The organism is Rhizobium sp. BK176, from assembly GCF_024808055.1.
On record NZ_JANUBV010000002.1, the window covers coordinates 272040 to 291973 of the forward strand.

The window sequence follows — 19934 nt, forward strand, 5'->3', positions numbered from 1 at the left end:
TGATGTCCACGGGCACGCGGTTCATCAAGCGAGACGGAATGGGTATCAGGAACTTTTTGATCGAAGGCGTGTCCGGCACTGGCAAGACCTCAATTGCCACCGGATTGCAGCAGCGCGGCTATCACGTCATCCACGGTGATCGTGAACTCGCCTATCAAGGCGACCCTGAGACGGGTGAACCACTGGATGGCTCAGCGTTAAAGCGGAGCGTTCTGGATGCCGCCTTCGGCCACAAGCACCATCTTTGGGACATCGACAAAGTCAAATCTATGGTGGCCGATCAAAGCCACTCGATCTCTTTCTTCTGCGGCGGTTCGAGGAATTTTCATCAATTCATCGACCTGTTTGACGAAGTCTTCGTCCTCGACGTCGATTTGGACACCTTGAAGAGGCGGCTCGCCAGCAGACCTGAAGGCGAGTTTGGCGCAAAGCCCGCCGAACAAGAGGTGATCATGCGACTGCATGCGACGAAAGAAGACGTTCCCAGAAACGCGACCGCCATTGACGCCACCGCGCCGCTCGCCTCCGTTATCGACGATATCCTGTCGAGGTGCGGAGAGACCAGAACCGTGATGGCTGCCTTTGGTTCTGTGCGGCCCTGAAGTATCGGCTGCAGCTTGTCCATTTCAGTCCTTCGGACAGCCGAAAGGAAAACGGCTTCCTGCGATCTATGGTATGACTTCATTTAGTCCCCTCTCCAAACCGAAGCAGGAGGAGTGCGATGCCCTTTAACGACAGGTCAAAGCATATTACCGAGGGGGTGGCACGCTCGCCCAATCGCGCGATGTATTACGCGCTCGGTTATGAGAAAGCGGACTTCGACAAGCCAATGATCGGCATTGCAAACGGGCACTCGACGATCACGCCCTGCAACGCAGGACTACAGCCGCTGGCGGATGCGGCGATCGCATCGATCAAGGCGGCGGGTGCCAACCCTCAAGTCTTCGGAACGCCGACGATATCTGATGGTATGTCCATGGGCACTGAGGGCATGAAATACTCACTGGTTTCCCGCGAAGTGATCGCAGATTGCATCGAGACGGCGGTCCAGGGGCAATGGATGGACGGGGTCCTCGTCATCGGCGGTTGCGACAAGAATATGCCGGGTGGAATGATCGGCATCCTTCGAGCAAACGTTCCTGCAATTTATGTTTACGGCGGGACGATCAAACCGGGTAGATGGAAGGGGCAAGAGCTATCCATTGTTTCCTCCTTTGAGGCCGTAGGCGCGTTCATGGCGGGAAACATGAGCGAGGAAGATTTTGTCGGGATCGAACGCAACGCCTGCCCCTCAACTGGTTCGTGCGGTGGAATGTACACGGCGAACACCATGAGTTCGTCGTTCGAGGCGCTGGGTATGTCGCTACTCTATTCTTCCAACATGGCAAACACCGACCAAGAGAAGATCGATAGCGCCTCTCTATCCGCGAGCGCGCTGGTCGAGGCCGTCAAAAAAGGCATCAAACCTCGCGATATCGTTACGCGCAACGCTATCGAAAATGCGGTCGCCCTGATTATGGCTACAGGTGGCTCCACCAATGCCGTCCTCCACTATCTCGCGATCGCACACGCAGCAGAAGTCGAATGGTCCCTCGACGATTTCGAGCGGATACGCAGGAAAGTACCGGTCATCTGCGATCTCAAGCCGTCCGGAAGATACATGGCGGTTGATCTCCATCAAGCCGGAGGCATTCCTCAGGTGCTGAAACTTCTACTCAATGCGGGCCTGTTGCACGGGGATTGTCTCACCGTCACCGGCCGTACTATTGCCGAAGAACTCAAGGGGTTGGCAGATCAACCTCGTGCGGACCAATCTGTCATTCGAACCTTGAATGCCCCGCTTTATAGCGAGGGCCATCTTGCAATCCTCAAAGGCAATCTGGCCGAGGATGGGGCGGTCGCAAAGATCAGTGGTTTGAAAAAGCTTGCAATTGCCGGCCCCGCGCGTGTTTTCGAAGATGAGCAATCGGCTATGGATGCCATTTTGGCTGACAACATTCGGCCGGGCGACATACTGGTTTTGCGCTATCTCGGTCCGAAGGGCGGTCCCGGCATGCCTGAAATGCTGGCTCCGACATCTGCGATCATCGGTCGTGGACTTGGCGACAGCGTGGGGCTTATCACCGACGGCCGGTTCTCGGGTGGGACCTGGGGAATGGTCGTTGGCCACGTTACACCTGAGGCATTTGTCGGAGGGACAATCGCGCTTGTTCAAGAGGGCGACATGATTACCATCGACGCGCATCGTAAGCTGCTTCAGCTTGAGGTGGGCGAGGATGAAATCGCGCGACGGCGCGCGCTTTGGAGACAACCCAATCCCAGGTACACCAAAGGGGTGCTCGCAAAATTTGCAGCGCTCGCCAGACCGGCTAACGAAGGAGCGATAACCGGATAGTTTCAACTGGCTGCGTTTGGCGCAAAACGGCATGTCGATTGTCGGCCCAAGCGCACGAGCGTCTGATCCGATTGAACTTCAAACTGAACCCCGCCATCAGCGGTCAAATCCTTCCCGCCCGATGACCTCAAACATGCTTGACGAATGTCGGAGATGCCATGCCTTCAACGTCGGAGGCTGCTGGCGGCGGCGAGCATTTCCGCCGCGTTTGGAAAGGTGCAGAGGCTGTCAGGCCCGTCGCGCGCTTCAATTTGCACCCAGCGAACGATGCCATCGCCGTCGATGAGGAAGTGTCCGACAAGCTGTGTGGGGTGGCTTGCGAAGATGGCATGGTCAACCTCAGTAAGCTCGAAGCCGTCTTGGGCGTTGAGTAAGGCGTTGGCCGCCATCGGATGAAGCGCGTCCGGCAGTTCGCCCGTCGGGTTGATGCGAGCGGCCTCGAATTGCTCCATGCTTGCCCGATAGGGCCATACTGGTTTCTCGGAGCTGCCCTCGGGCAGGAACTCCCCGTACGGCACACCAAAGGCCCGGTGCGTGGAGCAATCCTGGTCGCATAGCAGCACGGCCGGCGTCGGCCGGTGGTCGAAATATACGCGGGCGCGCTGCACCGGCGTGTTGATCACGGCAACCGTTTCCACCCCCGCGGCGTGCAGGGCAGGCTGTAGACTACCGAGTTGTCCGACCTGACGCCGGCAGAACGGACAGTGCAACCCGCGGAAGAAGGCGATCAGAAACGGGTGACCGTGAAGGCTGGCAAGAGAAACCGTTCCCTCTTGATTTGCCGACGGAAGCGCGAAGGCGGGTGCGTATTCCCCTGGTTGGAGCGGGCGCATCTGGTCTCGCATGGCATCTGTCCTTTGCTAGGAGTTCAGTTGGCTGCTGTGCTTGATCCAAGTGCAACACCTATCACGCCACGGCACCACTCGCTATGTTCACGGGTGCAATCGGCTGGAGCGCGAAGCTTCAGGAGCCTTGCAGCGCAAACGGGCGGTCGGACAACGGGCAAGTCCCCGGAACAGTCGAGATAGCGGCGAAAACCTAAATCGGGCCTGACCTGCCGCTTGGAAGAGGAGAGAAAATGAAACGCATCGACATGGAGGTGAGCGGCGGCTGCCAATGCGGTACGGTGCGCTACCACGCAAAAGCAATGCTCGACAATTCGCATCTCTGCCATTGCCGCATGTGCCAGAAAGCTTCGGGGAGCATCTTTGCCGCGCTCGTCGCCGCACCCGACGATGCGCTCACCTGGACACGCGGCAAGCCGAGCGTCTGGAAGAGCTCGGAGCTTGTCGAGCGCGGCTTCTGCGCCAATTGCGGAACGCCATTGTTTTTCCACCACCTTAAAAACGGTCGCACCAACCTGATGATAGGTTCGCTTGACGATCCGCACGCATTCCCGCCGCTTGCCAATACGTGCACCGAAAACATGGTGGCGTGGTTCGATACGATCACGGGCATCGAAAACGCCGGTGTGACCGAGAACAACGGCGCCGACTGGGCCGCAGCAATCAAGGAGAGCAACAACCAGCATCCCGATCACGATACCACCTCATGGGCAGTGAGGGCGCGCGATCGCTGAGTTCGGGCGGCTGCAAGCGATTGCGGCTCTGCCGGGCGCGGCGTTAGAGAACAAGGCTTCAGGCAGATTCAGCGACCGGCTTTGCTTCGCCGAACCATCGCGAGGCGGCCTGTGCGGCGTCCTCAAGATCAGGGGCAGTGTCCGAGGCCCAGGCGACGACTCCATCCGGGCGCACGAGCAAAGCACTCAAACCCAGCCGGTCTTTCGCGGTGCCCGCGACGTAGGTCATGCGTTCACTCCAACCGTTTGCCAAGGCTTGAAGGGGAGAGCCAGGGCCAAAGTCCAGCAGCAGGCCTTGCCCACGCCTGAGGCGTTCGCCGAGTTTCGTCCCGTCGGCGAGCTCGAAGTCGGGCGCGCTACGACCGACCAGCGGATGGCTGCCGCCTAGATCCTGGCGGAGAGAAACGCCCGATACCCGCTCCGCGAAATATGTCGCCCCGTCTCGAGTTTCGATCAGATCACGGATGATGGCTTCGAGCGCTCGCGAACTGCGGTTCGGCCGCATGAGCGCGACCTGGGCGCGCGACCAGTCGAGGACCTGAGCCCCGACAGGGTGCCGCTCGCTTGCATAGGTGTCGAGCAGGCCGTCCGCCGCATCGCCGCGGATGGTGGCGGCAAGCTTCCATCCGAGGTTCATCGCGTCGCCAAGCCCGAGGTTGAGGCCTTGGCCGCCCAGGGGGGAATGGACGTGCGCTGCGTCGCCGGCGAGCAGCACTCGGCCGTTGCGGTACTCTGTCGCCTGATGGGCGCGATCCGTCCAGGTGGTGGCAAGCTGGAGTGCTGTTATCGTCACGTTGGCATCTGAGATCCGGTGCAAAACCGCCTGCACATGCTCGAGCGTAATCGGTTGCGTGCGGTGGAAAGCGCCCCCGTCAAACTCGACCATCGCGATCGTCCCGGGGCGGGAGTACGTGTACATGCCCGTCCGCGTATAGTGACGGCCGAGCTGGAGCTTGTCCGGATCGGCCATTTCAACCTCGACGGAATAGCCCGTGAACTCGGGATCGGTACCGACGAATTCAAAGCCGGCGGCCTTGCGCACGGTGCTGCGGCCACCATCGCAACCGACGAGCCAGCGTCCCTCGAAGGTTTCACCACCGGCGCGGACGCTGACGATTTCGCCGGACTGCTCGAGCTCCTCGACGCTGAAGCCGCGCCGGATCTCGACGCCCATTGCGGTTGCGCGGGCGGCCAAGACGGCTTCGAGGTGCTCCATCTCGATCACCATGCTGGTGCCGGCCGGACTTGGCAGACGATACTGCCACTTCGCGGTGTCAACGTTGTCTTGGTAAAATTGGATACCGGCGAAATGGCCAGCCGGCCGGCGCGCCTGTTGCATCCAATGCGCGGATGCCGGAGCGCTTCGGTTGCCCGGGTCGTCCTTTGCAGGTTGCGGAGCAGTGATGTCGTCCAGCATTCCGCGACGGTAGAAGGCTTCGATGGTGGGAGCCGAAAGGCCGCGCATTCCGAATGGAAGGCGCTTCAACGGCGAAATCGGGTCTTCGGCCTGCTCCAGCACCAAGACCGAGAGGTCCACAAGCCGCAGCTCGCAGGCGAGAAATAGGCCGACAGGGGCCGGCGCCGGCGATCACGACGTCATAGATGGTCGATTGGCTGTTGTGCATGAACTGCTCCTTTGTTGGTGTTCGACCCGGAGCGGTTCATCGACGCGAGAACCACACGGACGAACAATCGGCACCGCCTGAGCGGCCCGATGCTCGTCGTGGGGGATCTCATGCGCGAGGCAGGAGGCCAGAGCTTTCGTTTCCAAAAGGACTTGGGCTTACCAAACCAAGTCTGCCTTTTCCGACGCAGGCTGTATAACGGATTGACGACCGGCCTGCAACGCCGGCTGCGGCGCGAGCCCGATCGAGGCTGCAGCCGCAAGAACCCGTCGACCCAAGCTGGCGCTAGGGCATTTCGAGGGTCGGCCGCGTATTCGCCGAGTTGTTTTCCAAGCGCTAGACGTTGCGACCGAAGAAAACGTCCACGGAGGCGACCTTGTCGCCCCTGAAACGTAGAACCTCCATGTTGCGGAACGCGCCGCCGTCATGCTTTTCGGCGCGGTAGCGGACCACGGCCTCGTCGCCCGCAATCTGGAGGTATTCGATCTCCATGTCGCGAAACGGTGGCGGCTCTGGCCAACAGCGGCTGAAATATTCGATCCGATCGATACGATCGTCGCGTGGGCTGGAGAAGCTGAAGTCCTCCGTCAGCATTGCACCGGCATCATCCTTGCGGCCCTCGATGTAGGCAGCGTAAAGGCTGCGAACGATGCCCTTGCGTCGTGTGTCATCGCCTGCCATCGCCCGGTCCTTCGTTTTAATTCCGATTGCAATTTGCAATCAGTTTATAGCAGAGGGAACCACCTTGCGCAACCGCGGCCGGGAATCGGCTGGCGAAGGGCTGATGGTGACGGCCTGCGGCGGGTTGCATCGGAGACCAATGGAACACCACGGCGCCGACAAAACGGCTTCGAAGCCGCCTTGATGGATGGTCCGCGAGGGAGCTATATGGGCGTGTACCCACCCCGGAACGATCTGCGCATCCACTGCCGGGCAACCGCCCATGCGCTCGACACCGACCGGCTCCCGCTTCCCGACGCCTTCACCCGCGCCGATTTCCTTGCCGCCGCAAAGGGACATGCTTGCCTCCCGCGCGGCTGAACTGACCTATACGATCAATGCAAAGGCCATGAAATGACCGATACCAAATGGGAAGCCGCGGTCGTCGACAGCGGTTCGATATACTGGAAGCGCAATCTGGTCATTTCGCTGCTCGGCTCGTTCACGACGATCGTCGCAATGACGCTGCTGCTCCCCTTCCTGCCGCTCTATGTCGAGGAGCTGGGCGTCAGCGACCATGCGGCGATCGTGCAATGGTCGGGCATCGCCTATGGCGCGACCTTTTTGGCCGCCGCATTCGTGGCGCCGCTCTGGGGCCGCCTCGGCGACATCTATGGGCGCAAGCTGATGCTGGTGCGCGCCAGCGCCGGGATGACGGTCGCGATCTCGCTGATGGGCATGGCCGACAATGTCTGGCAGCTGGTGGCGTTGCGCCTGTTCGTCGGCCTTGCCGGCGGCTATTCGTCCGGCTCGATGGTATTGGTTGCCACGCAGACGCCGAAGGACCGTTCCGCCTGGGCGCTCGGCATGCTCTCGTCCGGCATCATGGCTGGCAACCTTGTCGGGCCGCTGATCGGTGGCGCGCTGCCGCCGTTGATCGGCATCCGCAACACCTTCCTCGCCGCCGGCGCGATGATATTCCTGGCGTTTCTCGCCACCACCTTCCTGATCAAGGAAGAGAAGTCCCCTGCCCGCAAACAGGCCGCAAAGGCGAGCGGCGGCTGGGCCTCGATCCCGGACAAGGGACCCGTCATCGCGATGCTCGCGACCGGTATGCTGCTGATGCTCGCCAACATGTCGATCGAGCCGATCATCACCGTCTATGTCGCGCAACTGGCGGAAGACCCGCGCAAGGTCACGATGATCGCGGGTATCGTCATGTCGGCCGCAGCCCTCGGCAGCATCCTGTCGGCCTCGCGGCTCGGCAAGCTTGCCGACCGGATCGGTCACTGGCCTGTTATAGCGGGCGCGCTTGCCGCTGCCGGCGTGCTGTTGATCCCGCAGGCATTCGTGACCAGTTCCTGGCAGCTGATCGTCCTGCGTTTCCTGATGGGGATCGCGCTCGGCGGGCTTCTGCCCTGCATTTCCGCGGTCATCCGCCATAGCGTACCGGACAGTGCGGCTGGCAGCATCCTCGGGCTTTCGGTATCGTCGCAATATGTCGGCCAGGTCGCCGGCCCGGTGCTCGGCGGCTTCATTGGCGGCCATATCGGCATGCGGGCGGTCTTTCTTGGAACCTGTGTGCTTTTGATTGCCGGTTCCGCCTATGCCTGGCTCGTGCGACCGCGCGCCGTCACGGCACGCCGCAGATAAGATCGACGGCGGAGCGCGCCAGCGCTTCCAGCGCCTCACGGGTTTCCCCGGCCCGCGCCCGCACTGCCAGCGAGTGCATGATGGTCGAGGCCAACCGGGCCAATGCCTTCGGATCGGTCTTCTCCGGCAGTTCTCCGCGTTCGATCGCCAGGGCGAGGCGATCTTCTATCGCGCGGTCGAAATCAGCAAGGCTGCGGCCCAGCACCTCGCGCACCCGCTCGTGCCGGACGGCTTCGACGGTCGCGGTGCTGATCAACAGGCAGCCACGCGCAGCTGTATCGCCATGAAGGTAGGTGGCAAGGGCGCGATCATACATCCGGGCTAGATTCTCTCGGACCGGCAAGGACGGATCCAGCGCGTCCTCGAGCGCAACCATGCTGTCGGCCCGGTAGCCCTCCAGCGCGTCCAGATAAAGATCCTCCTTGTCGCCGAAGGCATTGTAGAGGCTTGGCCGGTTGAGGCTGGTGGCGGCGCTCAGATTGTCCAGCGACGCCGCGGAAAATCCCCGGTCCCAGAAAACCTCACGCGCCTTGCCGATCGCGGCGCTCGCATCGAACGCGCGCGGACGGCCGCGCTTTTTCTCATCCATCATATTTTTGTACCGCTTCGCATTAAATTCTTGACGAGCATATTTTTATGCGAAACAGTACAAATGTCCAATGAATTGATGCCGGCACGCCAATGCCGGTCTGCGGAGGAGGAAATCCAATGAAACTTTACATGCGTGCTGCCGCCTGTTCGCTTTCGCCGCATATCGTTTGCCGTGAACTCGGGATCGATGTGGAACTGATCATCGTCGATCCTGCGACCCACCGAGCGGAGAATGGCAACGACTATCTTTCCATCAACGGCAACGGCTATGTGCCGGCCCTGATTCTCGACGATGGCAAGGTGTTGACCGAGGGGCCGATCATCGCCCAGTTCCTTGCCGATAGCGCGCCTGAGGGAACATCTATGCTGCCGGCGGCCGGTACCTTCGAGCGCAACCAGGTGCAATCCTACCTGAACTTCATCGCATCGGAGCTGCACAAACCGATGGTGATGTTTTTCGATGCAGCCTATGCCGGCGCCCATGACCAGATCCACGCCCTGCTCGTCAAAAGGCTGGAATGGCTGAGCAACCATATGAAAGGGCCCTACCTGACCGGCGAAAATTTCACCGTGGCCGATGCCTATCTCTTCGTCTGCCTGAACTGGTCGCCATGGATCGCTATCGACCTCAGACAATGGCCCATGCTTTCCGCTTTCATGAAGCGGGTTGCCGAGCGGCCAAGGGTGAAAGAGGCGCTACAGGCCGAGCAGCTGCTGGCCTTCGAACAGGACGGCGTCTTTTTTGCCCCGGAGGTCTACCTTACCGCGGCCAACCGGACCGGCACGCCTGTCCTGCCCTGACTTCTGTCGACGCGAGGAAGCGCCGCAGAGCTTACATCAACAGGTAGTCCACCGGCACCGGGAGAGGCGGCAGATCCGTCTCTCCCAGCGCTTCGCGCAGATTGATCTCGATCGTGTCGGCAAGAGCGCCAATCGGCAGCGCGTTCGGCTGATTGCCGAAGGGGGCTTCCAGTTCGTCGCCCAATGCGTCTAGGCCGAAGAAGGTGTAGGCGACCAGCGCGGTGGCAAACGGCATGAACCAGCCGAGAACATCATCGAAGCCGAACGGCAACAGCAGGCAGAAGAGGTGCGCCGTGCGGTGCAGCAGCAGCGTGTAGCCAAATGTCACCGGCGTCCAGCGGATACGCTCACAGGAGGCCTGCGCCAGCGTCAGCTCGCCAAGCGTCTTATCCAGTATCTGATAGGAGATGTCTGACAGCATGCTATTGGCGCGCAGATCGGCAAGCTCTCGCGAGATTTCCAGCGAAATCGCCTCCGGCGGCGTGCGGCTAGCGTGATAGCGCGCTTTCAGTTCGGGCGGCAGCAGGCGCTCGACCTTTTCGCGGCCGCTGCCGGCGCGTAAGTGCGGCACCAGCGACTGAATGAAGGCGATGACGAGTGTGACGAGGCGTTTGCGCGCTTCGGCACCGGCTTCGCCCTGCCCCGTTTCGAGGATCAGCGTCTGCCGTGCGAAGTGGCGCGCCGAAAAGATCAGTTGCCCCCACTGCTTGCGCGCCTCCCACCAGCGGTCATAGCAGGCGTTGTTGCGGAAGCCGAGGAAGATGGAGATTGCGATACCGAGCAGCGCGAAGGGAGCGCCGTTGAAGACCGGCAGAACCCCGGGCCAGACGGTGTGGACAAGGACCACGATCGAGGAGATGAAGCCGGTCAGCAGAATCTGCGGAAAGACCTGCTTGATGATCGAGCCGCGGAGAATGAAGAAGAGCTGAAGCAGGCTGGGACGGGGGCGCACGATCATGACGCGGGCTTCTCGGTCGTTCGATTGATGAAATCTCGGCCCTTCCTCCCTACAGCCGACCGAATGGCCGCGGCAAGCGCGACCATTCCATTCAGATCCGAGACAACAGACTTAGCTGTCGCTTTCACTGCGACCGAAAGCCCAGTCCATGTAGAGCTCGAACGCCTTGCGGGTGACCGGCCCCGGCTGGAAGTCGCGGCCGTCGAGGCGGCTGATGCCGACGACCTTGGAGTAGTTGCCGGTCGTGAAGATCTCGTCGGCGTTCATGAAATCCTCGACGGAGAGCGTCATTTCTCGGACCTCAAAGCCCGCCTTGCGCAGGAGGCCGATGACCCGGGCGCGGGTGACGCCGGCCAGGAAGGTGCGGTTGGCGATCGGGGTCGAGACGATGCCGTCCCTGACCATGAAGATGTTGGAGGATGCCGTTTCGGCGACGTTGCCGCTCATGTCGCGCATCAACGCGTTGTCGAAGCCGCGGCTCTTGGCTTCGGCAATGGCGCGACCGCTGTTCGGATAGAGCGAACCTGTCTTGGCATCCGTCATCGCCGTTTCCGGTGATGGACGGCGGTAGGGCGAAACGGTGAGCGAATTCGGCGCATGATTGCCGAGCGGCGCTTCGAAGAGGCAAAGTGCGAAGCGGGTCGATTCACCGTCAACCGTGACCACACTGCCGGCCGAGCCATGCTCGCCCCAGTACATCGGCTTGATGTAGATCGGCGTCTTGCCGTCGAACTTCTTGATGCCTTCCCAGGCCAGCGCCTCGATTTCCTCTGCTGTCTTGACCGGCTTCAGGCCCATGTTGATCGCGGAGCGATTGACGCGCTGGCAATGCAGGTCGAGATCAGGCGCGATGCCATCGAACCACCGGGCGCCGTCAAAGACCGTCGAGGCAAGCCACATCGCGTGCGAGGTTGGACCGATCAGCGGCGGATTGCCGGGAAGCCACTCTCCGTCAACGTAGGTCCAGGTGGTTGAACGGGGCGATGTATCGACGGCCATTGCGTTCTCCTTGAAAAGTCAGAAGAGCAAAATCCCCCTGCAGAGAGGCGGTCAAGGAGAAATCCGCGCCCCGGAACCCTACGCAAGAAAATGGCGAAGAGCGTTTGCAGGGAGTAATATTCGTGCGCGACCTGTTGAACGCCATCGATGGGTCTATCACTGAAAATCATGGATTGCGCGATTGGAAGCAACGCAGGCGCCGTGCCATCATGCGCCGCGAACGCTGCGACCGACGGGGAGTGATAGCGATGAAAGCCATGTTCTACGACGCCTTCGAGAAGGCTCCGGAAATTCGCGCCCTCCCCGACCCGACGCCCAGCGAGGACGGCGTCGTCATCGCCGTCGGAGCGTCCGGGCTTTGCCGCAGTGACTGGCATGGCTGGATGGGCCACGATCCCGATATCAGGCTCCCACACGTGCCGGGCCACGAGTTGGCAGGCAAGGTGGTTGCGACAGGCAAGGGCGTCATGCGCTTCAAGGTCGGCGATCGCGTGACGGTCCCCTTCGTTTCCGGCTGCGGTCATTGCAGCGAATGCCATTCCGGCAATCAGCAGGTCTGCCCCAACCAGTTCCAGCCGGGCTTCACGCATTGGGGTTCGTTCGCGGAATACGTGGCGATTGACTACGCCGATACCAACCTCGTGCATCTGCCTGACAGCGTCGACGACGCGACCGCAGCAAGCCTCGGCTGCCGCTTCGCGACATCATTTCGGGCGGTCGCCGACCAGGCACGCACCGGCCCCGGCGAATGGATTGCCGTGCATGGCTGCGGCGGCGTCGGGCTTTCGGCCATCATGATCGCCAGCGCGCTGGGAGCCAACGCGATCGGCATCGATCTTTCCGATCAGAAGCTTGCTTTTGCGCGCGAATGCGGAGCCGTGGCGACGATCAATGCCAGCAACGTGGTCGATGTGGCGGAAGCCGTGCGCGAAATCACCAAGGGCGGCGCGCATGTCTCCATCGACGCGCTCGGCCATCCCGTCACCTGCTTCAACTCAATCAAGAACCTGCGCCGGCGCGGGCGGCACGTGCAGATCGGCCTGATGCTCGGCGAATATGCGACACCCAAGATCCCTATGGCGCAGGTGATCGGCCACGAGTTGGAGATCTACGGCAGTCATGGGATGCAAGCCTGGCGCTACGATGCGATGCTGGCGATGCTGACGTCGGGCAAGATCGCGCCGCAAAAGCTGATCGGTCGGCGCATCACACTTGAGGAGGCGATACCGGGCCTGATGACGCTGGACCGTGCGGAGGGGGTCGGGATCAGCGTGATTACGCAGTTCTGATTTGGTTGTACACCCTGCTCTCTGCGGCCGGATGAACCTGCGTGGAGGGGCGCCCGCGACGAGATCGCCAGGCGCCGTGCAGACCAACGCAAAAGTCAGCGCCGCCGCTTGAAGGGTGGCCCCCACGTCTACGCCCGCAGCCTATTCGCGCTTTGCAATCGCCAGACCCAGAGCCAACGTCGCATCGTTGACAATTCCGAGGCGGGCCTCGATGACTGCAATTTTTTCGGGCGTATCGGCATTCAGCGCCTCGATGTCTATAAAGAGCTGCTCGCAGCCTCCCGGCGTAACTGTCCCGAACATCTGGCCCGGCTCGTCGCTGATATTCCGCCAGCTGTGCTGAACATGCGGCGGCAGAACGACCACCGTTCCAGGCGGAGCATCGAACTCATCGTCCCCGCATCGAATGCGGTATAAGCCACGGATGACGCGGAAGACTTCAGTTTCGCGCGTGTGCGTGTGGGGCGCCGGGCCTTGTCCGGGCGGCGTGAAGGTTTCCCACATTCCGAATGCGCCACCGGTCTCGGCGGCCGTGGCGTGGATCACGATCCTGGCGCCGAAGGGCGTCCGAGCGACGCGCTCGCGCCCCGGCAAAGAGACAACTGCACTTCGAAAACCGGACATGGCCGCCCTCGCTTGCTGATTGTATTCACGATAGCACACGGCCAAAGCCGGGTGAACGCCGGGTCCTCGGACGGGAAGGTCCGCGATGCGGCGGTACGACGCGCCACCTTGATACCGACAGGATCACCACCCAAATGCCGGTCGGCGCTGCAAGCGCCAATCGACGAACTTGAGCGGGTTGCCAATGACCTCGGAAAGGTCTAACGGGCTCGCCGCCAAGAACAAGAAAAGCGAGACATGATGTCCAACTCATTTGTGAAAGCGCCTGCCCCGGCGAGCGCGAAGGTGTTCTTCGTGCTGGGCGATCGGATCGAGCGACGGGCTCGTCTGCAGGGAGCCTGGCTCAATATCTTCGACATTACCGTGCCGGCGGGTAGCCGGACGCCGCTTCACCGACACGCGAGCCCGGAGGTCTTCCGGATCATCGAGGGCCGGCTGACAATCCGGCGCGCGACCGAGAACGGCATCGAGGAATTTCAGGCGACAGCGGGCGATATCGTCCGCATCGAAGCGAACCAGCCGCACGCCTATTCCAATCCCGGTCCTGACGCCGCCGTGTTCTCGGCGATCGTCGATAGCGACATGGCGGACTTCCTGGAAGCTGCCGGTTCGCAGGAGCCGCCAAAGGCGACACCTTCCACCGAGACAATGGAACGCATGAAGGCTGCGGCCAATGCGCACGGCATCACCATCCTGGCGGCATGACCTCGACGCCCGAGCTGCTTGTTCGGGCGATCTCTCCTGTCTTAAAAATTGCTGTCATATGAGGACGGTATGGCGGTTTCGGGCGTTACCCCTGCGCCCGTCGCGTTTCCTCGACTGTATTCGGCGCTCGCCTTCGCCGGCTATCCGTGGGCAAAAATTTGCCCTTGAGCTCGCCAGGCGGGGTCGCCGCAACATCGACAACGCGCGGCGTCGAGCGTATCGAGGAATGCGTAATCAAGGAGACGTTTCATGGCATGGTCTGCCAGCCAATATGTCAAATTCGAAGATGAGCGCACGCGTCCCGCGCGTGATCTGCTCGCGCAAGTGCCGCTCGAGCGCGTGCGCCATGCCATCGACCTCGGCTGCGGTCCCGGCAATTCGACCGAACTGATCGTCGAACGCTTCGGCGCTGAGGGCGTTTCCGGCCTGGACAGCGATCTCAACATGCTGGAGGCCGCGCGCAAGCGGATGCCCGGCACGGCCTTTGTCGAGGCAGATCTTGCCACCTGGCACCCGAGCGAACCGGCAGACCTTCTTTTTGCAAACGCCGTGTTCCAATGGCTGCCGAACCATCTCGACATTTTCGATCGCCTGATGGACGGGCTGGCGCCGGGTGGCGTGCTTGCCGTGCAGATGCCTGACAATCTGACCGAGCCGACCCATCTGCTGATGGAAGAAACCGCTCATTCCGGCCCGTGGAAGGCGGCCTTCGAGGCGAAGAGCGTTCGCCGCAAGCCACTGCCGCCGGCCTCAACCTACTACAGCCGGCTGATCGCCACGGCGGCGCGGGTCGACATCTGGCATACCGCCTACAATCATCCAATGGCGGATGCTGCCGCGATCGTCGAATGGGTGAAGGGTACGGGCCTCAGACCTTATCTCGATCACGCAGGCGAAGATCATCGCGACGAATTCCTGGCAGATTATCTCGGCCGCGTCGAAAAGGCCTACCCCAAGATGTCGGACGGTCGCGTCTTGCTGCGTTTTCCGCGGATCTTCATGGTTGCCGTCAAGGGCTGACAACGGCGCGTCCATCTTTGGGGGCGGTACGGCCTGATCCCTCTGACATCGCCTTGCAATGGTCGGTCGGCATCCTGCTTGCCGCCGAACCAGCGCGCACTATAGTCGTGACAAACAGCGAGGAGAGAGCTTTATGGACGCCGCCCCCATTCCGCCAGCCACCCTTGTTATCTTTGGCGCCACGGGCGACCTGACGCGGCGCCTGCTGATCCCGGCAATCATCAATCTGACGCGGAGCGGGCTGGTCGGCGACGACCTGAAGATTCTCGGCGTCGGCATCGAACCAGGCGATGACGCCTCTTTGGTGGCACGGCTGGACAGCTTTCTCGCCACCCTGAGCGAACCGATCCGGCCGGAGACCGACGATGCATGGCGTCGGCTGCGCCAACGCATTTCGTATAGCTCAGGCGATTTCACGCAGGACCCCATATTCGTCGAGATCAAGAAGCACCTGACGAGCTGCAACGCAGCCTTCTACTTTGCGGTGCCGCCGCAGTTTTTCGGACCGCTGGTCGAAAAGCTGCATGCGCATGGGCTGACCAGCGAGGCCGAGGGATGCTTCCGGCGCATTGCGATCGAGAAACCTTTCGGCACCGACCTAGCCTCCGCCCGTGCGTTGAACGCGCATATCCTCAGCAACATCTCCGAGAACCAAGTCTATCGTCTCGATCACTTCCTGGGGAAGGAAACGGTGCAGAACATTCTGACGGCCCGCTTCGCCAACATGATGATCGAATCCCTCTGGAACAACAATTACATCGATCACGTGCAGATTTCTGCGGCGGAGATCGTCGACGTCGAAACACGCGGCAAATTCTATGACGCGACCGGCGCCCTGCGCGACATGATTCCCAACCACCTGTTCCAGTTGCTGGCGATGATCGCGATGGAGGCCCCGAACGGCTTCGGCGCCGAAGCAATCCGCACCGAAAAGAGCAAGGCGCTGAGCGCCCTGCGCATCTATACACCGGAAGAGGCTGTCTCGCACGCGGTTCGCGGCGCCTATGCGGCCGGCACGCTCGACGGACGCGACATTACCGCATTCCGCGAGACCAAGGATGTCTCGCCGGACAGCAACACCGAGACCTATGTCGCGTTGAAGCTCTATGTCGACACCTGGCGCTGGGCCGGGGTGCCGTTCTACCTCAGAACGGGCAAAGCCTTGAAGGCGCGTGATACGGAGGTCGTGATCACCTTCAAGCAGGTGCCGTTCGCGCAGTTCCGGAAGAAGGACGTCAACCGCCATTTGCCAGCGAACAAGATGGTCATCCAGGTGCAGCCGGATGAGGGGTTGAGCGTCGAGATCTCCATCAAGTCGCCCGGTCTTTCCGTCGATACCGTCCCGGTCTCGCTCGACTTCCGCTATGCTGACGAGTTCGATATCGGCAAGATGACCGGATACGAGTCGCTTCTCTACGACCTTTTCATCGGTGACCAGACGCTGTTCCAGCGCGCTGACGGCATCGAAGCCGGCTGGGCGGCGGTCCAACCCTTCCTGGATATGTGGGCAAAGAGCAGCGAAACGCCGGAGGCTTACGCGCCCGGAAGCAGCGGCCCATCCTGTGCTGACGAGCTCATCCGACGCGATGGCCGGGAGTGGCATCAGCTGGGCGAAGCGCCGCACAACCAAGGCCAAAAGTAACTTAAGAAATACCCGCCCAACTAAAGTAAAACCAAATGGCATTTCTATGCCACTCTCGCATAGCGAGCATAAATATCGATTCAGAGATGTTTAGACGCGATCGCCGACAACATATTTATGGTACGCTATACAAAATATGGATGAATTGACCCCTTCACCTGGCACAACGAAGATTCCTTTGCTGACCGCGTTGCTTTTTCCGGCGACAAAGAAGGCGGGGCTCGTCCAACCCCGACGGGCCCTTCTTATGTTTTTCTAGCATTTGGCGAATAAAGCATATATTAGTCGAAATTGTTAAAGCTCGATTAATATATTTACTTGCGCTCTTATGCGGCCTTGCTAAATCTATCCTCAGGGTTTTGGGGTATTGACATGGTAGATACTCAATTGGCTAAGAATCGTTCGACTTCCGATCAGCGTATGGAAACCTGCAGGTCGGAGTTCGAACCGCTCCTCTTCGAGCTCATTCGCAATGGCGAGAAACGGGGTTGGAAGGCAGCAGAAATCGCAATGGCGCTGGCCGACGCGGCTGACGACGTGATCCTCAAGCTGGCGAGAGAAACGAAGAGCAAGCATTGATCCGCTTGCCTCGCCGATCCCGATACAATGGCGCTTCAGAAGTGCTCCTTTAGCAAGTAAAGAAATCCTTGAGCTTGTCTCGTGTGATTCGTTTGCGCTTGCGCCAAGCAAAGGGGCCCTATGTTGCAGTTCATTGCCGCAGCTCTTTTTGCCTGTGGATGCGTCAGCCTCGCCGAGGTTGCCGACTGGGCGCCAGCGGACAGCTATGTGCCGAAGGTTAGTTGCCGTCAAAGCGGGGCGGCCGCGCGCTGCGAACAGATCCGCGCCGACTGGACCGGCCTCTACGCCGATGCGATCGGCGGCCGCATCGAAAGCCAACGGAAAGTCTCCCTTTGCCTGAGCACCGGCTGCGACCGCGGCATCGTGGTCGAGCCCGTCCTTGGCTGCGCCTGGCGCGAGGTCATCGCAGCCTCTCGCAACCCTCAGATCACCGATGCCGATCGGCGCAATGTCGAGCGCTATTGCGGCCCTCATGTGCTTGACGCGACCGGACGCGCTGCCGCCAGTGACCAGTCTCGAAACTGGCTCACCTTGCTCGGCATAACGCCGTAGCCACAAAAGCAAGCGGGCGGGCCAGGCCCGCCCGCTGAAAGCTTGACTCGTCCGCTTAGACGAACTGGCTGAGACCGGGAACCGAGCCGACAACCTCGTCAACCACTTCCTTGCCGGCATGCTGCTCGGCAATCGCGATGGTTTCCTTGGCAAGCGTGGTGATCTCGCCCATGCCGAGGCCTTCCGACATCAGCTGCTGGCCGAGCGCCATGATGCCGCCACCGCCGAGAGCGCCCATGATGCTGCCGAGGATGCCGCCGCCGCCAGTCGCGCCCTCGCCGTTGTATTTGGCAACGAGGTCGGAGGCGCCCGGAATGGCTTCGATCATCTTGGCGACCGGACCGTCCGCCGCTTCGCGCTGCAGGAAGCCGAGCATCATGCCGAGCGCCTTTTCGGCCACCTCTGAGGGGATGCCCACACGCGCGGCGATCTGGTCTACGATTTCATTCATTGTCAGCCTCCTATTTTTGACGTTAACGTCAACGTTAATCGAACTTTCGGGGCAACTCAAGACGCCTGCCACGAAAGCGGGCTTTATCCTAGTTTTCCTTTTAATGCAGACAGTTGTCCGCACCGGGCTCCCTGCTTATAACAGGCAAACGATATTACAATGACCGTGCGGAAACGTTGCTCCGCATTTTGACGCAATCGGCGCCGACAGCCGCAGGGAGAATTTTCGAAATGCTCGAGGATGGCAAGATTTTCGTCGGCGTCAGCCGCAATCCCGATGACAGCATCAACAAGCCGGAATATCTCGACCTGAAGTTCGGGAACCGCCACGGCTTGGTGACGGGCGCGACCGGCACCGGCAAGACGGTGACGCTGCAGGTGCTTGCCGAGGGGTTCTCGAGGGCCGGCGTGCCGGTCTTCTGCGCCGACATCAAGGGCGACCTTTCCGGTATCGCCGCCAAGGGCGAGCCGAAGGATTTTCTGACCAAGCGCGCCGAGCAGATCGGCTTCGACGACTACGAGTTCGACCAGTTCCCGGTCATCTTCTGGGACCTGTTCGGCGAGAAGGGCCACCGTGTCCGCACCACCATCGCCGAGATGGGACCGCTGCTGCTCGCCCGGCTGATGGATGCCTCCGAGCCGCAGGAAGGCGTCATCAACATTGCGTTCAAGATCGCCGACCAGGGCGGCCTGCCGCTGCTCGACCTCAAGGACTTCTCCTCGCTACTCAACTACATGGCAGAGAACGCGACGGAACTCTCCAGCAAGTTCGGCCTGATCTCGAAGGCGTCGGTCGCCTCGATCCAGCGCGCGATGCTGGTGCTGGAGCAACAGGGCGCCGAGCATTTCTTTGGAGAGCCGGCGCTGAAGATCACCGACATCATGCGGACCAACAACCGCGGCTACGGCCAGATCTCAGTGCTTGCAGCCGACAAGCTGATGATGAACCCACGGCTCTACGCGACCTTCCTGCTGTGGCTGCTTTCCGAACTCTTCGAGGAGTTGCCTGAAGTGGGCGATCCCGAGAAGCCGAACCTCGTCTTCTTTTTTGACGAGGCACACTTGCTCTTCAACGACGCGCCGAAGGTGCTGCTGGAGCGTGTCGAGCAGGTCGTTCGCCTCATTCGTTCGAAGGGCGTCGGCGTCTATTTCGTGACGCAGAATCCGCTCGATGTGCCGGAAACGGTGCTCGCGCAGCTTGGCAACCGGGTGCAGCACGCGTTGCGCGCCTATTCGCCGCGCGAGCAGAAGGCGGTGAAGACCGCTGCCGATACTTTCCGCCCCAACCCTGCCTTCGACTGCGCCACCGTCATCACCACGCTCGGCACCGGAGAGGCGCTGGTGTCGACGCTGGAGGCAAAGGGCTCGCCCTCGATCGTCGAGCGGACCCTGGTCCGCCCGCCGTCCGGACGTGTCGGTCCGCTGACTGATGCGGAGCGTCAGCAGGTCATGGACAGGAGCCCGGTGCTCGGCGTCTATGATGAAGACCTCGATCGCGAGTCCGCCTTCGAGATTCTGGCGGCACGCGCGAAGAAGGCGTCGGACTCCGATGCCGCCAAGCAGGTGCAGCCGACAGAGCCGACCGAGGGCAGCGCCTCGGGTCGCTGGACCCTGCCGGGCTTCGGTGACGACGACAACGAGCCGCAGGCCAAGAGCCAGGGTCGCGCCCGCTCCTCCGGCTATCAGCGTGAAACGGTCGTGGAAGCCGCGATGAAAAGCGTTGCCCGGACGGTGGCGACACAGGTCGGTCGGGCGCTGGTGCGCGGTATTCTCGGCAGCTTGAAGCGCTGAGGGAAAGGGCGTTATCGCCCT

General features: G+C 61.2%; 20 protein-coding genes and 1 pseudogene. 13 read left to right on the forward strand and 8 right to left on the reverse strand.

All coding sequences use genetic code 11. From position 1 onward, the window contains the following. Positions 1 to 38: 38 nt before the first annotated feature. Positions 39 to 602 (forward strand): AAA family ATPase, encoded by a 564-nt coding sequence (locus tag FHT76_RS10665; protein WP_183859734.1) that lies wholly within the window; start codon positions 39 to 41, stop codon positions 600 to 602. A gap of 119 nt (positions 603 to 721) precedes the next feature. Then, entirely contained in the window at positions 722 to 2395 is a 1674-nt protein-coding gene (gene ilvD, locus FHT76_RS10670) for a dihydroxy-acid dehydratase (RefSeq protein ID WP_183859735.1), read from the forward strand. A gap of 164 nt (positions 2396 to 2559) precedes the next feature. Here ilvD and FHT76_RS10675 read toward each other — a convergent pair whose 3' ends face one another. Then, positions 2560 to 3240 (reverse strand): redoxin domain-containing protein, encoded by a 681-nt coding sequence (locus FHT76_RS10675; RefSeq protein ID WP_183859738.1) that lies wholly within the window; start codon positions 3238 to 3240, stop codon positions 2560 to 2562. 233 nt (positions 3241 to 3473) lie between these two features. Here FHT76_RS10675 and FHT76_RS10680 point away from each other — a divergent pair, with 233 nt between their 5' ends. Next, the gene (locus tag FHT76_RS10680; protein ID WP_183859740.1) at positions 3474 to 3974 is read left to right on the forward strand and encodes a GFA family protein; all 501 of its coding nucleotides are present in this window, start codon (positions 3474 to 3476) and stop codon (positions 3972 to 3974) included. A gap of 58 nt (positions 3975 to 4032) precedes the next feature. On the opposite strand, the pseudogene FHT76_RS10685 reads toward FHT76_RS10680, so the two are convergent. Both FHT76_RS10685 and FHT76_RS10690 read right to left on the reverse strand, forming a co-directional pair. Next, positions 4033 to 5599, reverse strand: a pseudogene (locus FHT76_RS10685) (FAD-dependent monooxygenase). Positions 5600 to 5935: 336 nt separating this feature from the next. Further along, positions 5936 to 6280, reverse strand: a complete 345-nt coding sequence (locus FHT76_RS10690; protein ID WP_183859742.1) for a nuclear transport factor 2 family protein — start codon at positions 6278 to 6280, stop codon at positions 5936 to 5938. A gap of 213 nt (positions 6281 to 6493) precedes the next feature. Here FHT76_RS10690 and FHT76_RS10695 point away from each other — a divergent pair, with 213 nt between their 5' ends. Further along, positions 6494 to 6640, forward strand: a complete 147-nt coding sequence (locus tag FHT76_RS10695; protein ID WP_246712545.1) for a hypothetical protein — start codon at positions 6494 to 6496, stop codon at positions 6638 to 6640. Positions 6641 to 6673: 33 nt separating this feature from the next. Further along, a complete protein-coding gene (locus FHT76_RS10700) occupies positions 6674 to 7912 on the forward strand; it encodes a multidrug efflux MFS transporter (RefSeq protein WP_183859744.1) in 1239 nt (412 codons plus the stop codon). Here the strand turns inward: FHT76_RS10700 and FHT76_RS10705 are convergent. Further along, positions 7893 to 8504 (reverse strand): TetR/AcrR family transcriptional regulator, encoded by a 612-nt coding sequence (locus FHT76_RS10705; protein WP_183859746.1) that lies wholly within the window; start codon positions 8502 to 8504, stop codon positions 7893 to 7895. The two genes, FHT76_RS10700 and FHT76_RS10705, sit on opposite strands and share 20 nt — an antisense overlap. Before the next feature lie 116 nt (positions 8505 to 8620). Here FHT76_RS10705 and FHT76_RS10710 point away from each other — a divergent pair, with 116 nt between their 5' ends. Continuing rightward, positions 8621 to 9304, forward strand: a complete 684-nt coding sequence (locus FHT76_RS10710) for a glutathione S-transferase family protein (protein ID WP_259126729.1) — start codon at positions 8621 to 8623, stop codon at positions 9302 to 9304. Positions 9305 to 9335: 31 nt separating this feature from the next. On the opposite strand, the gene FHT76_RS10715 is transcribed toward FHT76_RS10710, so the two are convergent. Beyond that, positions 9336 to 10262 carry a bestrophin family protein gene (locus tag FHT76_RS10715; protein ID WP_259185586.1) on the reverse strand — a complete coding sequence of 309 codons (927 nt, stop codon included), beginning with the start codon at positions 10260 to 10262 and terminating at the stop codon, positions 9336 to 9338. 111 nt (positions 10263 to 10373) lie between these two features. Continuing rightward, on the reverse strand, positions 10374 to 11261 hold the full coding sequence (locus tag FHT76_RS10720) for a branched-chain amino acid aminotransferase (protein ID WP_183752001.1): 888 nt from the start codon (positions 11259 to 11261) through the stop codon (positions 10374 to 10376). A 248-nt stretch (positions 11262 to 11509) separates the two neighbouring features. Here FHT76_RS10720 and FHT76_RS10725 point away from each other — a divergent pair, with 248 nt between their 5' ends. Continuing rightward, positions 11510 to 12550, forward strand: a complete 1041-nt coding sequence (locus FHT76_RS10725) for a zinc-dependent alcohol dehydrogenase family protein (RefSeq protein ID WP_259126727.1) — start codon at positions 11510 to 11512, stop codon at positions 12548 to 12550. A gap of 141 nt (positions 12551 to 12691) precedes the next feature. Here the strand turns inward: FHT76_RS10725 and FHT76_RS10730 are convergent, their stop codons facing one another. Continuing rightward, positions 12692 to 13174 carry a cupin domain-containing protein gene (locus FHT76_RS10730; protein WP_183752005.1) on the reverse strand — a complete coding sequence of 161 codons (483 nt, stop codon included), beginning with the start codon at positions 13172 to 13174 and terminating at the stop codon, positions 12692 to 12694. Between the two features lie 237 nt (positions 13175 to 13411). Between FHT76_RS10730 and FHT76_RS10735 the strand changes: the two genes are divergently transcribed. The 5 genes from FHT76_RS10735 (at position 13412) to FHT76_RS10755 (ending at position 17672) form a co-directional block, all read left to right on the forward strand. Next, on the forward strand, positions 13412 to 13879 hold the full coding sequence (locus tag FHT76_RS10735; protein WP_183752007.1) for a cupin domain-containing protein: 468 nt from the start codon (positions 13412 to 13414) through the stop codon (positions 13877 to 13879). A gap of 249 nt (positions 13880 to 14128) precedes the next feature. After that, positions 14129 to 14899, forward strand: coding sequence for a trans-aconitate 2-methyltransferase (gene tam, locus FHT76_RS10740; RefSeq protein WP_259126726.1), 771 nt, complete (start codon positions 14129 to 14131; stop codon positions 14897 to 14899). A gap of 133 nt (positions 14900 to 15032) precedes the next feature. Further along, the gene (zwf, locus tag FHT76_RS10745; RefSeq protein WP_259185587.1) at positions 15033 to 16541 is read left to right on the forward strand and encodes a glucose-6-phosphate dehydrogenase; all 1509 of its coding nucleotides are present in this window, start codon (positions 15033 to 15035) and stop codon (positions 16539 to 16541) included. A 372-nt stretch (positions 16542 to 16913) separates the two neighbouring features. Continuing rightward, the gene (locus FHT76_RS10750) at positions 16914 to 17120 is read left to right on the forward strand and encodes a hypothetical protein (RefSeq protein ID WP_040674033.1); all 207 of its coding nucleotides are present in this window, start codon (positions 16914 to 16916) and stop codon (positions 17118 to 17120) included. A gap of 120 nt (positions 17121 to 17240) precedes the next feature. Beyond that, positions 17241 to 17672, forward strand: a complete 432-nt coding sequence (locus FHT76_RS10755) for a hypothetical protein (protein ID WP_259126723.1) — start codon at positions 17241 to 17243, stop codon at positions 17670 to 17672. A gap of 55 nt (positions 17673 to 17727) precedes the next feature. On the opposite strand, the gene FHT76_RS10760 is transcribed toward FHT76_RS10755, so the two are convergent. Continuing rightward, entirely contained in the window at positions 17728 to 18123 is a 396-nt protein-coding gene (locus FHT76_RS10760) for a hypothetical protein (RefSeq protein ID WP_259126721.1), read from the reverse strand. Positions 18124 to 18353: 230 nt separating this feature from the next. Between FHT76_RS10760 and FHT76_RS10765 the strand changes: the two genes are divergently transcribed. Further along, positions 18354 to 19913 (forward strand): helicase HerA-like C-terminal domain-containing protein, encoded by a 1560-nt coding sequence (locus FHT76_RS10765; RefSeq protein ID WP_183752015.1) that lies wholly within the window; start codon positions 18354 to 18356, stop codon positions 19911 to 19913. The last annotated feature ends 21 nt before the right edge of the window (positions 19914 to 19934 follow it).

Bases quoted from the DNA above. Each gene is read 5' to 3' on its own strand.
- FHT76_RS10680 (WP_183859740.1), top strand. From the start codon at position 3,474: ATGAAACGCATCGACATGGAGGTGAGCGGCGGCTGCCAATGCGGTACG.
- ilvD (WP_183859735.1), top strand. From the start codon at position 722: ATGCCCTTTAACGACAGGTCAAAGCATATTACCGAGGGGGTGGCACGC.
- FHT76_RS10730 (WP_183752005.1), bottom strand. From the start codon at position 13,174: ATGTCCGGTTTTCGAAGTGCAGTTGTCTCTTTGCCGGGGCGCGAGCGC.
- FHT76_RS10725 (WP_259126727.1), top strand. From the start codon at position 11,510: ATGAAAGCCATGTTCTACGACGCCTTCGAGAAGGCTCCGGAAATTCGC.
- FHT76_RS10760 (WP_259126721.1), bottom strand. From the start codon at position 18,123: ATGAATGAAATCGTAGACCAGATCGCCGCGCGTGTGGGCATCCCCTCA.
- FHT76_RS10705 (WP_183859746.1), bottom strand. From the start codon at position 8,504: ATGATGGATGAGAAAAAGCGCGGCCGTCCGCGCGCGTTCGATGCGAGC.
- FHT76_RS10700 (WP_183859744.1), top strand. From the start codon at position 6,674: ATGACCGATACCAAATGGGAAGCCGCGGTCGTCGACAGCGGTTCGATA.
- FHT76_RS10765 (WP_183752015.1), top strand. From the start codon at position 18,354: ATGCTCGAGGATGGCAAGATTTTCGTCGGCGTCAGCCGCAATCCCGAT.
- FHT76_RS10755 (WP_259126723.1), top strand. From the start codon at position 17,241: ATGTTGCAGTTCATTGCCGCAGCTCTTTTTGCCTGTGGATGCGTCAGC.
- FHT76_RS10710 (WP_259126729.1), top strand. From the start codon at position 8,621: ATGAAACTTTACATGCGTGCTGCCGCCTGTTCGCTTTCGCCGCATATC.
- FHT76_RS10720 (WP_183752001.1), bottom strand. From the start codon at position 11,261: ATGGCCGTCGATACATCGCCCCGTTCAACCACCTGGACCTACGTTGAC.
- FHT76_RS10750 (WP_040674033.1), top strand. From the start codon at position 16,914: ATGGTAGATACTCAATTGGCTAAGAATCGTTCGACTTCCGATCAGCGT.
- tam (WP_259126726.1), top strand. From the start codon at position 14,129: ATGGCATGGTCTGCCAGCCAATATGTCAAATTCGAAGATGAGCGCACG.
- FHT76_RS10665 (WP_183859734.1), top strand. From the start codon at position 39: ATGGGTATCAGGAACTTTTTGATCGAAGGCGTGTCCGGCACTGGCAAG.
- FHT76_RS10675 (WP_183859738.1), bottom strand. From the start codon at position 3,240: ATGCGAGACCAGATGCGCCCGCTCCAACCAGGGGAATACGCACCCGCC.
- FHT76_RS10690 (WP_183859742.1), bottom strand. From the start codon at position 6,280: ATGGCAGGCGATGACACACGACGCAAGGGCATCGTTCGCAGCCTTTAC.
- FHT76_RS10735 (WP_183752007.1), top strand. From the start codon at position 13,412: ATGATGTCCAACTCATTTGTGAAAGCGCCTGCCCCGGCGAGCGCGAAG.
- zwf (WP_259185587.1), top strand. From the start codon at position 15,033: ATGGACGCCGCCCCCATTCCGCCAGCCACCCTTGTTATCTTTGGCGCC.
- FHT76_RS10715 (WP_259185586.1), bottom strand. From the start codon at position 10,262: ATGATCGTGCGCCCCCGTCCCAGCCTGCTTCAGCTCTTCTTCATTCTC.